The 12,769-nt window shown below is 58.3% G+C and carries 12 protein-coding genes; 8 read left to right on the top strand and 4 right to left on the bottom strand.

Annotated features, from left to right (window positions below; all coding sequences use genetic code 11):
- Nucleotides 1-12 precede the first annotated feature (12 nt).
- Nucleotides 13-1,929, top strand: a complete 1,917-nt coding sequence (gene speA / locus VEZ52_RS00175) for a biosynthetic arginine decarboxylase (protein WP_324835015.1) — start codon at nt 13-15, stop codon at nt 1,927-1,929.
- A gap of 881 nt (nt 1,930-2,810) precedes the next feature.
- Here speA and VEZ52_RS00170 read toward each other — a convergent pair.
- Complete coding sequence (locus VEZ52_RS00170; protein ID WP_324835014.1) at nt 2,811-3,788, bottom strand: oligopeptide/dipeptide ABC transporter ATP-binding protein; 978 nt, start codon at nt 3,786-3,788, stop codon at nt 2,811-2,813.
- On the bottom strand, nt 3,782-4,888 hold the full coding sequence (gene cobT / locus VEZ52_RS00165; RefSeq protein WP_324835013.1) for a nicotinate-nucleotide--dimethylbenzimidazole phosphoribosyltransferase: 1,107 nt from the start codon (nt 4,886-4,888) through the stop codon (nt 3,782-3,784). Before cobT ends, VEZ52_RS00170 begins: the two co-directional genes overlap by 7 nt.
- Nucleotides 4,889-5,018: 130 nt before the next feature.
- Between cobT and VEZ52_RS00160 the strand changes: the two genes are divergently transcribed.
- The 5 genes from VEZ52_RS00160 to VEZ52_RS00140 all read left to right on the top strand — a co-directional run bounded on the left by VEZ52_RS00160 (nt 5,019) and on the right by VEZ52_RS00140 (nt 8,875).
- Nucleotides 5,019-6,458, top strand: coding sequence for a trypsin-like peptidase domain-containing protein (locus VEZ52_RS00160; protein ID WP_324835012.1), 1,440 nt, complete (start codon nt 5,019-5,021; stop codon nt 6,456-6,458).
- A 218-nt stretch (nt 6,459-6,676) separates the two neighbouring features.
- Nucleotides 6,677-6,865 (top strand): ferredoxin, encoded by a 189-nt coding sequence (locus tag VEZ52_RS00155; protein WP_022658065.1) that lies wholly within the window; start codon nt 6,677-6,679, stop codon nt 6,863-6,865.
- A 300-nt stretch (nt 6,866-7,165) separates the two neighbouring features.
- Nucleotides 7,166-7,837, top strand: a complete 672-nt coding sequence (locus tag VEZ52_RS00150) for a hypothetical protein (protein WP_022658066.1) — start codon at nt 7,166-7,168, stop codon at nt 7,835-7,837.
- Nucleotides 7,838-7,859: 22 nt separating this feature from the next.
- A complete protein-coding gene (locus VEZ52_RS00145; protein ID WP_192112517.1) occupies nt 7,860-8,252 on the top strand; it encodes a hypothetical protein in 393 nt (130 codons plus the stop codon).
- Nucleotides 8,249-8,875 (top strand): tetratricopeptide repeat protein, encoded by a 627-nt coding sequence (locus VEZ52_RS00140; RefSeq protein WP_298996315.1) that lies wholly within the window; start codon nt 8,249-8,251, stop codon nt 8,873-8,875. Before VEZ52_RS00145 ends, VEZ52_RS00140 begins: the two co-directional genes overlap by 4 nt.
- Nucleotides 8,876-9,032: 157 nt before the next feature.
- Here the strand turns inward: VEZ52_RS00140 and VEZ52_RS00135 are convergent, their stop codons facing one another.
- Together VEZ52_RS00135 and VEZ52_RS00130 are read right to left on the bottom strand one after the other, a co-directional pair.
- Nucleotides 9,033-9,671: a YigZ family protein gene (locus VEZ52_RS00135; RefSeq protein ID WP_324835011.1), complete on the bottom strand. Its 639-nt coding sequence runs from the start codon at nt 9,669-9,671 to the stop codon at nt 9,033-9,035.
- Nucleotides 9,668-10,216, bottom strand: a complete 549-nt coding sequence (locus VEZ52_RS00130; RefSeq protein WP_324835010.1) for a cupin domain-containing protein — start codon at nt 10,214-10,216, stop codon at nt 9,668-9,670. The genes VEZ52_RS00135 and VEZ52_RS00130 overlap by 4 nt, the downstream gene beginning before the upstream one ends.
- Nucleotides 10,217-10,381: 165 nt before the next feature.
- Here VEZ52_RS00130 and VEZ52_RS00125 point away from each other — a divergent pair, with 165 nt between their 5' ends.
- Both VEZ52_RS00125 and VEZ52_RS00120 read left to right on the top strand, forming a co-directional pair.
- Entirely contained in the window at nt 10,382-10,876 is a 495-nt protein-coding gene (locus VEZ52_RS00125) for a rubrerythrin family protein (RefSeq protein ID WP_324835009.1), read from the top strand.
- Between the two features lie 405 nt (nt 10,877-11,281).
- Nucleotides 11,282-12,610, top strand: coding sequence for a S41 family peptidase (locus VEZ52_RS00120; protein WP_324835008.1), 1,329 nt, complete (start codon nt 11,282-11,284; stop codon nt 12,608-12,610).
- The last annotated feature ends 159 nt before the right edge of the window (nt 12,611-12,769 follow it).

The raw sequence follows: 12,769 nt of genomic DNA, 5'->3' as shown, positions 1-12,769 counted from the left end.
CAGGAGCAGGAATTGGCAAAAAACCGCGCATTGCAGCAGTGGCGGGTGGAGGATTCCATCGAACTGTACGGCATCCGTAATTGGGGTGCCGGGTATTTTGACGTGTCGGATGCGGGCGAAGTTGTGATTTGTCCGCAGGGGCCCAAGGGGCCGCAGGTTTCGATACCGGAAGTTATCGCCGGGCTGAAAGAGCGCGGGTATGATATGCCCGTGCTGTTGCGCGTGGAAAACATTCTGGATTCGCGCATTGCCAATATCCACGAATCATTCCGCAAGGCTATCAAAAATCTGAATTATACGGGTTCGTACCGTGGCGTTTTTCCCATCAAGGTCAACCAGCAGCAGCAGGTTGTGGAAAAAATAGCCCAGTTCGGCTCCACCTACCATCACGGCCTGGAGGTCGGCTCCAAGGCGGAACTCATTGCCGCCGTGTCGCTCATGCGCGACCGCGAGGCCTGCATTGTCTGCAACGGCTACAAGGACGAAGAATTCATCGACCTTGGCCTTCAGGCTCTGCGCCTTGGCTTTAACGTGCTCTTTGTTCTCGAAATGCCCAGCGAGCTGGAAGTTGTGCTTGAGCGCAGCAAGGCTCTCGGCGTGCGGCCCAACATCGGCGTGCGCGCCAAGCTGGCCGTAAAGGCCAGCGGCCACTGGACGGATTCCGGCGGCGAACGCTCCACCTTTGGCCTTTCGCCAGCGCAGATCGTGGACGTGGTGGATACGCTCAAGGCCAACGGCATGCTTGATTGCTTCAAGCTGCTGCACTACCACCTCGGGTCGCAGGTTTCCAATATCCGCGACATCCGTACCGGAGTCATGGAAGGCGCGCGTCTTTACGTGGGGCTGGTGCAGGAAGGCGCCCCCATGGGCTACCTTGACCTTGGCGGCGGTCTGGCTGTGGACTATGACGGTTCGCACACCAACTATGTTTCGTCGCGCAACTATACGCTCGACGAATACAGCGCCGACATTGTTGAAGCCATCATGAGCATTCTTGATGAGCAGAAGATTCCACATCCGCACATCATTACGGAATCCGGCCGCGCAACGGTGGCCTATTATTCCGTGCTGCTCTTTAACGTGCTTGATGTGAGCATGGTGGAAGAAGTGCAGCTGCCCGACACCCTGCCCGAAGGCACGCCGGAGCCGGTGCTGAACCTGCGCGAAACCCTTGCCAACATCACCCTGCGCAATTTGCAGGAGTGCTATAACGACGCCATTTACTACCGGGACGAGATGCGTCAGCTGTTCTCCACCGGGCGGGTGAATCTGCGTCAGCGCACATTGGCCGAGCGGTTTTTCTGGGCCATCATCATGCGCATTGCTCAGGAAAAAACCCGGCTCAAGACGATACCCCGCGATCTTGCGGACATCGACGTGAGCCTTGCCGATATCTATTACGGCAACTTCAGCGTGTTCCAGTCCTTGCCTGACTCCTGGGCCATTGACCAGCTGTTCCCGGTTATGCCCGTGCATCGGCTCAAGGAATTTCCCGCACGGCAAGGCATTATCTCTGACATTACCTGCGATTCTGATGGCCGGATTGACCATTTTATCGACCCGCAGGGCATGAAGCCCACCCTTGATCTGCACCCCTTGCGGGACGGCGAGGAATACTACCTTGGCGTGTTTCTGGTGGGCGCGTATCAGGAAACCCTGGGCGATCTGCATAACCTCATGGGCGACACCAACGTTGTTTCCATCAGGGTGCGGGATGACGGCAATTATGAGTATGTGCGTGAAATCAGGGGTGACACTGTGGCTGATATTCTGAGCTATGTGGAATATGAGCCGCGCCGCATTTTGGAAGATCTGCGCAGCACGGCGGAGCAGGCTGTGCGGCAGGGGCGGATTTCGGCCAGCGACCGGTTTGCCATTATGCAGGTTTTTGAAGACGGTTTGCGCGGGTACACCTATTTTGAACGGTAAGAAAAGCAAAGGCAGGGAGAGTTTGGTGGCGGGGTGAGCCTGTCGAGCGCATTTACGCAAACCCGACTTTTACAGCCTGACTGTGTTAAAATCCTGTTTTTGATGCTCACGTACATGAGTACGCTGCGCTCAAAAGCAGGATTTTTCCTTGTCAGGCCAGAAAAATTCGTATTTTGCAAATTCACTCAACACCAGCCATCGCCTCCGCGTTGCTCCGGCGAGTCTAAGGAAGGTGACGCCACGACCAGCTTCTGATGACGGGCGTAAGGAAAGACATAAAGGCAGCAAGCGAGAAGGCAAAAGCCCGTGGGTCGGGTTAGATTTTTGTTGTGTAAAGGGTCAGCGAGAGTCATGGATAAGGAAAATATTGCTTCAGGTGCTGCTGAGTTGCCTTGTGGTTCGATGTCGAACTAGTTGCCTGCCACAAGTGCCTATTAATTTCGGCTGGGTAGGGGGGAAGTGCGGGTGACAACAGGGTGAGCGGGAGCGTGGTGAGGATCGCAGCCATGTTTCAGTTACGGGTAGTTTTTCAATGACTAATTCTGAGCGTGGCTATTGGCTGAAACGGAGTTTGATCGAAGCGGAAGCGGACTCTGGCATTTACGCGGCGCGGAGGGAGATCACCTGAACGAGCGCAGCGAGTGAGGGAAGCTCCCGCAGCATAAGACGCGTTGCCCTCGCCATTTTATGGAAGTTGAAAATCTTTCTTAGGGGGTGCTGCGGGGGGGATGCAAGGGGGGCCGAGAAGGGGGCGAAGCCCCATAACCGGCCCCGCCTTGCTGCGCGCCGCACAGGCGTCCCAACTTCGCCGGATGGCGAAAACGCCGTGCCCGCAGGGCAGCAAGAACCAAAGGAGCATCGCCCGCCGCACAAATTCAAACCTACGCCTTCCAACACCTCACACGCCACCCATCACCCAGCTCTTTCCACTGCGGCGCTTCCTGACGGCAAACATCCGTGGCCTTGGGGCAACGCGGGTGAAAGCGGCATCCGGAGGGCGGAGCCAAGGGGCTTGGCAGTTCGCCTTCAAGCGCGGCAATGGGTTCGCCCCGGCGGCTCCCGGTGGGCATGGCAGCCATGAGCGCCTGCGTATAGGGGTGCGCCGCACCGTCAAATATGGCATCTGTGGGGCCTTCTTCCACAATCTGGCCCAGATACATGACCAATATGCGGCGGCACAAAAAGCCCACCACCGCCAGATCGTGCGAAATGAAAAGATAGGCTGGCCCGAACTGTTCCTGCACCTCGCGCAGGAGGTTGAGCGCTTGCGCCTGCACCGAGGCGTCAAGCGCGGAAACTGGCTCGTCGCACACAACCACATCTGGCCGGGTGATGAGCGCCCGCGCCACGGCAATGCGCTGCCGCTGCCCGCCGGAAAATTCGTGCGGATAGCGGCGGCCCATACCTTCAAGCCCCACAGTAGCCAGCATGGCCTCGGCCTGGGCATGGCGTTCCTCGCGGGAGACACCGCGCGCCGCCAGCGGCTCCGCCACAGAACTACCCACCGTGAGCCGGGGATTGAGGGACGAAAAAGGATCCTGAAAGATCATCTGAATGCGCCCGGCGGCCCAACTGTCCGCCCCGGCGGGGGGCAGGGAGCGACCATCAAGCAGCACCTGCCCTTGAGAAGGAGCCAGCAAACCGCAGGCCAGACGTCCGAGGGTGGATTTGCCGCAGCCGGATTCGCCCACCAGACCAAGGCTTGCGCCCTTGGCGAGGCTCAGGCTAACGCCGTCTACGGCAACCAAAGAGCGCTTTTCGCCGAACAGCCCCCGCCGGATGTCAAACACCCGTGAGACATCCTCCAGCCGCAGCAGGGCAGATGCGGAAGACTGTTCCGGCGCAAGCTGGTTCAGCATGTTTTGCCCGCCACGCCTGCGGAGCTGAAAGTCGCCATGTCGTTGTACACGGAGGCAGCGCAACGTAGCAGGTGATAGGCCACAGCGCCGCCGGTGCCTTCGCCAAGGCGCATGCTCAGGTGCAGCAAGGGATTGTTGCGGGTTTCGCCGCCGGTCAGCTTGGAGAGCGCACGTACATGCCCCGGCTCAGCCGAGGCGTGGGAAAGCACGGCGTAGTCGGCAAGCTGGGGGCAGATGTGCAGGGCCGCCACATAGGCCGCGCTGCATATAAAGCCGTCGACCAGCACGGGCAGGCGGCGCGAGGCAGCGCCAAGCATCAGCCCGGCCATGAGAACAATTTCAAATCCGCCCAACGCGGCCAGAATATTGATGGGGTCCTCATCTTCCAGCATGGAAGCATTGACCGCCAGCGCGCGGCGCACGATTTCGGTCTTGTGGCGCACCATGTCGGGGTCTGCGCCAGCGCCGGGGCCGGTCATCTGTTCGGGGTCAAAGTGCAGCAGTGCGCAGTACAGGGCCGTCCCTGCCGTGCTGTTGGCAATGCCCATTTCGCCCACGCCGAGGCAGCGGTAGCCGTTATCCGCAAGCTGGTGCGCCAGCTCCACGCCCATGCGCAGCCCTTTGAGGCAGGTTTCGCGGCTCATGGCCGGGCCCTGGCTCATGTCTGCGGTGCCATCGCCGAGGCGGCGCTCAATGAGGATGGCGTGCGGCTCATAGGGGCCGCCATCGCAGCCCGCGTCCACCACGCGCAGATCCATGCCCGAGGTCTTGCTCAGAACATTCACCGCCGCGCCGTTGTTGAAAAAGTTTTGCACCATCTGGCGCGTCACGGCCTTGGGAAAAGGCGAAACGCCCTGGTCGGCAACGCCGTGGTCGCCAGCAACCGTAAGCATGATGGCTGGGCTGACGCTGATGGGCGTTTGCCCGCCGCTCATGGCGTAGAGCCTCTGGGCGAGGTCTTCAAGGCGACCAAGGCTGCCTTGCGGCTTGGTGAGGTCATCCAGATGGGCCTGGGCATCGTCCAGGTCTTTCTGAAGCAGGGGCGCAATGCGCAGGCCGGGCAAAATCAGTTCCAACAGGTCGGATTGAGTGGTTTTCATGCCGCTTATTTATCCTTAACGAGGTGTGTGTGCAAGACAGGACGCCTCGCCGCTGTGCGGAGTAAATCCGGTTTGGGGCCTTTACGATCGCGTCAACGTGCTTATGTTTGCGACGAGGTAAGGAATTTATATGAAAACCAGACCCATCTATATACAAAAAAATCTGCCTTGCCGTGGGCGTTCTCGTCCCGGGCGGGTCGAAGCGGCGGCAGTTGAGGGGAGTTTTGCCCTGCGCCTGTTTTTTTTGATGCTGGCGGCGGCGCTGCTGCTGTGCACGCCTTCCCGGGCTGGAGCCGTAGCGGCAGACAGCCCCCGCATGACCCCTGTGGTGCGCGCCGTGCAGGCTGTTGCCCCGGCGGTTGTGAACATAACGAGCACACATATTGTTGAAGGGCAGCGGCTTTCGCCCCTTGAGCAGTTTTTCGGCCCGGGTTTTCCCGGTTTGCCGGGTTTTGACATGCCCGGCGGGCGCAAGGTGCGGCAAAAACGGGTCAGCCTTGGCTCCGGCGTAATTGTTGACGGAGAAAAAGGCCTTGTGCTCACCAACGCACATGTTATCGCGGGCGGGGACGAAGTCATGGTGCACCTGCTGGATGGCAGGGAATTTCCAGCCGCTGTCAAAGGGGCCGACCCGGATTTTGACATTGCCGTGCTCCAGATCAAGGGAGCGTCAAAGCTGCCTGCCGTAAAGCTTGGCGATTCGAGCGACATAATGCCCGGCGAAACCGTCATCGCCATCGGCAATCCCTTTGGTTTCAACCACACCGTCACCACGGGCGTGGTTTCTGCGCTTGGGCGCACTATCCGCAACAAGGACGGCGCGTTCACCGACCTTGTGCAGACTGACGCGGCAATTAACCCCGGCAACAGCGGCGGCCCGCTGCTGAACATCGAAGGGGTGCTCATAGGCATCAACACTGCCGTGGATGCACGAGCAGAGGGCATTGGCTTTGCCATCCCCATCAACAAGGCCCGCCGCGTCATGCATGACCTCATGAGCGCAGGCCGCGTGGCCCCGCTCTGGCTGGGGCTAGATTTGCAGGATGTGGACGGACGCACTGCCATGGCCCTGGGCCTCAAGGATGCCGGCGGTGTGCTGGTAACGGAGGTGTTTCCCGGTTCTCCGGCTGCCAAGGTGGGCATAGCGCCCGGAGACATACTTGAAACCATAAATTCTTCACCTGTGCGAGACAGGCGCGATTATCTGGATATTTTGCGCAACCAGACAGCCGGAACTCCCTTGCGGCTGCAACTGCTGCGCGAGGGCGGGGCATTGAAGATCGAGGCCACCCCCGAACCTTTTGGCGATGCGGAGGCCCGCGCCCTGTTGGAGCGCCGCTGGGGATTCAGCGCAGCGCAAACAGCGCAGGGAGTGGTGGTGCGTCAGGCCAGGGCAGACGGCCCGGCATCTTTTTTGCGCCAGGGCGACCACATAACAGCGGTGGGCGCTGCCGAAACCAGAACCATGGAAGATTTTTTACAGGCTTTCAGAAGAGAGCGCATGTCCGGACAGGTTTTGTTGCAGGTTGTGCGCAACGGTAAAGGCTATTACGCGCGTCTTGTGCCTTAAGGCTCGTAGGCGTTTTGTAACCAGTTGTTGAGGCAAAATATTTTTAAAAAAACTTTTCCGCCTGCACTGGGGCGGGGCTTGATATTCCTGTAGTTGTTGCACGGTTGGCTATTTTCCAGCCGACACTTGACAGGGTGGATGCCTAAAGCTATCCATTGCACAAGCGGAATTTAGCCGCTTGAAAAATCAAGCAAGTCAATGCAAATTTGGAGGACACCATGGGTTATAATGTTAATGTTGACGTTGACAAGTGCGTGGGCTGTGGCGAATGCGTGGACGTGTGCCCCGTTGAAGTTTACGAAATCAAGGACGGCAAGTCCGAAGCCGTGAACGCCGAAGAATGCCTGGGCTGTGAATCCTGTGTGGAAGTTTGCGAAGTCAGCGCTATCACCGTTGAAGAAAACTAGGAATTGCAGGGGTGCCCAAGCGGCATTCCCTTGCTGATTCTGCCGAGTTTTCATTGTGCCGCCCGGCGCGCACGCGCCAGGCGGCATTTTCATAAGGTACAGGCCGCTTTGCCGCCAGAGCATCCTGACTTTGAGAATGTGCATTCTTAAAGTTTCAAGACGCCCGCTAAGGCGCTTATCAGCGCATACAAACCGCGCTCACGCCTCTGTGGCGGACGTCTGCTCACGCAGCCGCCAGGGCGATTTCTGTATGAAATCGCCTGTTCTCCCTCATGTCTTCCGCACTACCGCAGGATAACCATGATCCCTGATCTGAGCTCTATTTTTACCCGCTATGAAACATTGCGGGCCGAAGTTGACGACCTTTTCGGCAGGGTGCGCGGGGCCTTTCCCCAGTGCGTAGTCTGCAAGGAAGGCTGTAGCGATTGTTGCCACGCGCTTTTTGATCTTTCCCTTGTTGAAGCCATGTACATCAACAAGGCTTTTGAGGCCGCCTTTGGTTACGGGCCGCAGCGCTCCGCCATTCTTGAGCGCGCCTCTGATCTGGACCGCCGCGCCACGCGCATCAAGCGCGAGCTGTACCGGGCGGAAAAAGACGGCGAAAGCCCCGAGGCCATCATGGAACGCGCGGCTCAGATCAAGCTGCGCTGCCCCCTGCTGGACGATAATAACGAATGCCTGCTGTACCACGCCCGCCCCATTACCTGCCGCGTGTACGGCGTGCCCACGGCCATTGCCGGGCAGGGGCATGTGTGCGGTTTTTCCGCCTTTGAAAAGGGCAAGCCATACCCAACCATCCATATGGACAAGATCCAGAACAGGCTTGAAGACCTGAGCAGGGATGTGGCCACAACCGTGCAGAGCCGCTTTAAAGAACTGCATGACGTGTATGTGCCTTTGTCCATGGCTCTGCTAACCCGCTACGATGAGGCCTATCTGGGTATTGGCCCGGCCAAGAAAGAAGAGGCCTGATCGGGCGTGAAAGGAGTTTGAGATGTACGGCAGCATTCCCGCCACCGTCTTTCGCGATGGGACGCCGCAGCAGCTTTCGGATGAGCAGGAAGGTCTCAAGCGCGAAATTTATGAGCGCATGAATCCGCGCCGCCGCAAATTTGTGGACCGCATCGGCTATGAAAACTGGGATCCTTTCCAGAAGCCCAACGAGCCGCTTGATATGCGGACAGATGTGTCCAAGCGCACCACGCAGCAGCTGGTCAACGAATTTCTGAAAGATGCGGCCAAAAAAGGGCCGTATGGCAAGGCCTACAGCAAGGGCGCTACCGAATGCGCCCTTGGCGTGGTCAATAAGGACGAAAAGTACATGGGCATTTTTGATTTTTGCCGATGGTACTATGACCTTTTGAAAAAAGAGGGGCACATAGCATGAAAGCTCGCTACGATGACCTGGATGAATACATTGCCGATCTGAAGGCGGAAATCGCCCAGAACGAGCAGTGCGCTACCCATTACTACAATCTTGGTCTGGCCCTGCTGACCAAGCGCGACTTTGTGGCTGCTGAAGAAGCCCTGCTGAACGCGGTGCGCAATTCGCCGCATCTGGCGGAAGCCTACGTACAGCTTGGCGGCATCTGCCTTGAACGCGGCGACCTTGACGGCTGCCTGCGCTACAATGAGGAAGCCGCCAACTGCCGCGCCAAGTTCCCTGTGCCGTGGGGCAACATTGCCTTTGTGCACCTGCAGCGCGGCGAGCCCGACAAGGCCATCACGGCCCTGAACAAGGCCCTCAAGTGGGATCCCAACTTTGTGCAGGCCCGGAATGCGCTTTCCACCGCCTATTATATGAAGGGCGACTTTGCGGCTTGCGAAACGGCCTGCAAGGAAGTGATCAAGCTGCAGCCCGGTTTTGCCCCGGCCTGGAACAATCTGGCGCTGGCGCAGTTTGAAATGGAACAGTACGCCGATGCGGCAGAATCCGCCAAAAAGGCGCAGGCTCTGGGCTTTGAAGTGCCGGAAGGCTTCCTCGAAGAGCTTAAGGCCAAGGGCGTCTAAAGCACCCTGTGCAATGAATGTCCGTCAGGGCCGCTGGAGAAATCCGGCGGCCCTGACTGTTTTTCTGGGGGCCGGGTGTGGTTCAAAGTCCGCAATGCAAAACAAAAAAGCCCACCGGCATATGCCAGCGGACCTTTGAACGCACATAAATTTTGTCTCAGGCGGTGTCGCCGTCCATAAGCTCAGTGCACAGGGCCGCGCCATTGCTCACGCCCGCCAGCGCAACCTGAAAGGCCTCCACGTGTTCTGCGGGCAAACGCAGTTGCAATCTGGCCTCAGCCTGATAGTCTTCACTTTCAAGGCGGGCTTCGTAGGTTGGCAGCATGCGGCGCAGGGCATCAAGGTGCGCATAGGCAACAATAAGCTGCAAACTGGTTTCCGGCACACGCTGCCGCACGGGCAGGCCGGCCAGATTTTCGCGCACACTGTCCTGATAGGCCCGCACAAGGCCGCCAGTGCCAAGCTTGACGCCGCCAAACCAGCGGCTCACCACCACGCACAATTCGCCAATGCCGCTGTGCAGCACAATCTGCAGCATGGGCCTGCCAGCAGTGCCGTGGGGTTCTCCATCGTCAGACGAGCCGATCTGCGCCGTATTTCCCGGCGCGCCAGCGGCATACGCCCAGCAGTTGTGTGTTGCATCGGCGTGCTGGCGTCGAATTTGTTCCACAAAGGCACGCGCTGTTGCCGCATCCGGCGTATGGGCGCACTGGGCCAGAAAGCGGCTGCGGCGGATAACGATTTCTGTGCAGTGCGGGTGTTGCGGCGCAACATCAGGCACGGCATAGCGCGTCATTCGTCGTCACCGCATCTTCTACAGGCGGCGCGCTGGGCGTCGTTCAGAGGTGGGCAGAATTCGCGTATGCAGTCTTTTGCATTGGGGTAGCGCAGGGTCAGCTCTTCCGGCTGGCCCAGGCGCAGGTCTTCCATGTCAAAGCCCGGTGAAACCGTGCAGCCCACAAGCGCAAATTCGGTGTCTGGCGCGGGCGTTGCACCAAACCAGCACCCGCCGGGAATGGTAAACTGCACATGTTGTCCCGCCATAATATTCGGGCCAAGGATCACTTCGCGCGGTTGCCCGTGGGTATCAATACAGGCCAGGCGCAAGGGGCCACCAAGATGGAAATGCCACAGTTCATCCTGCCTGATGCGGTGCAAACGCGAATATTGCCCCTGCTCAAGCAGAAAAAGAATGGCTGTAGATACAGGTCTTGGCCCTATAAAACCACAGGGCATTTCATCCGCCGTAAGAATTTGCGGAGCTTCGTATGTGCGGTGATAAAACCCCCCTTCGGGGTGGGGCCGCATGCCGAAATGGGATATGATTTCTTGGGCGTTCATAGGTTCCTTTTAGCTTGTCACAGCGTTCTGCGCAACGGTATCAAGGGCTAAAGGCCGGGCCTGTAAAAATAATTTTTTGCAAAAAAATGCTTTACAAGGCAGTGAGAATTCTTTAATCAGTAATTGTTCCTGATAAAAACAACAACTTCATCGAGGAGAATACCAATGAGCACCACACAAGAAAATTTGATGGCGGCCTTTGCCGGAGAATCCCAGGCCAACCGCAAGTACCTTGCCTTTGCTGCCGCTGCCGACAAAGAAGGCATGCATCAGGTTGCCAAGCTGTTCCGCGCTGCTGCGGCTGCTGAAACCGTTCACGCTCATGCCCACCTCAAGAATGCTGGCAAGATCGGCGACACCATGGCCAACCTCAAGTCGGCCATCGAAGGTGAAACCTACGAATTCACCACCATGTACCCCGACATGATCAAGCAGGCCCAGGCCGAAGGCCAGAGCGCCGTTGCCAAGTATTTTGACTTTGCCAACCAGGTGGAAGAAATCCACGCCAAGCTTTACAAAAAGGCTCTGGAAAATCCCGCCGCTCTGCCCGCCACTGATTACTACGTGTGCAAGGTTTGCGGCTATACCCACGAAGGCCCCTGCGACGCGTGTCCTGTGTGCGGCGGCGGTGCGGCTGCTTTCTTCAAGGTCGAAGCCTAACTCGGCCTGTGTGGCGCCTGGCTGCACATTGCGGATAAAATCCGCATGAACGGGCTTGCGGCAGACTGGCAATAGCTCTCCTGCCTGAAGGTCTGGCATGTTTTGATGCGCTCGATATGCGCCGGAGGAAACTGATATGTTGATGCAGCAGTTTCTCCGGCGCATGTTGTATGGTGAGCAGGGCAGTGTTTCGGCGCTTGCGGAAATGTGAGCGTCCGCACCTTTGCGGAGTGGCCTGCAAGGCGCAAAACGCGCCTTTTTGATTTGCAATTTAGCTTGAAAAGGGGCACTATCCGGCTGGTGCGCGGCCCCTCCATTGGCTGGGGTTGCAGCACCCCCTGCGTTGCGGCTTTTTGGGCTTGCGGCGCTGTCTTCGTTCATTACGTCCGCGTGGAGATCGTTGTTATGCGTCTTCTTGTCCGTCTTAGCCTTCTTGTGCTTCTGCTTGCCGTGGGCGGCATGGTCGCCCTGCCGGGCACTCCCCAGTGCGCCGAAAAAAAGGAAACGTCCAAGGAAGCCCCCAGTAAGTTTGATGCGCTCAAGCGCTTCAGCCAGGTTCTTGACCTGGTGGAGCGTTATTACGTGCGTGATGTGACGCAGGGCGACCTCATCAATGGCGCGGTCAAGGGCATGCTTCAGGGCCTTGACCCGCACTCCACCTTTATGAACGCCGAAGAATACAAAGAAATGCAGGAGACCACCTCCGGCGAATTCTTTGGTATTGGCATAGAAATTTCTATGGAAAACGGTCAGGTTACGGTGGTGACTCCCATTGAGGACACCCCGGCCTACCGGGCCGGGCTCAAGTCTGGCGATATTATTCTGTCCATCAACGGGCAGCCCGCGCAGGAACTCTCGTTGCAGGAAGTTGTTTCCCGCATTCGTGGCCCCAAGGGCACGGAGGTGGAGCTTGCCATCCTGCACAGCGATGCCAAGGCCCCGCAGACTGTCCGCCTTGTGCGCGACGCCATTCCGCTTATCAGCGTGAAGTCCAAGAAGCTCGAGGACGGGTATTACTGGATTCGCCTCACGCGTTTTTCTGAGCGCACCACAGAAGAGCTGCGCGACGCCCTTAAGGCGGCAGAAAAGGAAACCAAGAATTCCGGCGGCATCAAGGGCATTGTGCTTGATCTGCGCAACAACCCCGGCGGGCTGCTTGATCAGGCTGTGAGCGTTTCTGACACGTTCCTCGACAAGGGCGTCATCGTTTCCATCAAGGGACGGCGCGACAATACCGACCGCGTGTACGAAGCCAAAAAGCAGGGCGACGATATCCACGCCCCCATGGTTGTGCTGATCAACGCCGGTTCCGCCTCCGCCTCTGAAATCGTGGCTGGCGCCCTGCGCGACCAGAAGCGCGCCCTCACTGTGGGCGAGCGTTCTTTCGGCAAGGGATCCGTGCAGAATATTATTCCGCTCTCTGACGGCTCCGGCCTCAAGCTTACGGTTGCCCTGTATTACACACCCAACGGCAGCTCCATTCAGGCCGAAGGCGTTGTGCCTGATGTGGAAGTGCCGTTTGAAGCCCCCCGCACGGACGACAAGGATAACTCCCGCCTTATGGTGCGCGAGCAGGATTTGAATCGTCATATTGAAAACGGCAAGGACAAAAAATCTTCCAAGGCCAAGAACGGCAAGGAAGATGCCGCCGAGCAGCTCGCGCGCGACAACCAGTTGCGCATGGCCCTGCAAATGGTCAAGAGCCTCCCCAAGATGCGGGAAATCAGGAATTAACCCCGTAACCGCGTAAAGCGGGCGGGCAGGAATAAACAGGGTGTTGCCTTTGCGCGACACAAAGTTATCAGACAGCCTTCTGGCCGGGCCCTTGCGGTTCGCCGGGGGGCTGTCTGCGTCTGCGCAGCTTGCCGTGGGCGGCTTGCTGTGGCTTTTATG

Source organism: Desulfovibrio sp., assembly GCF_035644575.1.
Classification (GTDB): Bacteria; Desulfobacterota; Desulfovibrionia; order Desulfovibrionales; family Desulfovibrionaceae; genus Desulfovibrio.
The sequence above is the reverse complement of the archived record's forward strand: the minus strand, read 5'-3'. Positions and strand labels throughout refer to the sequence as shown.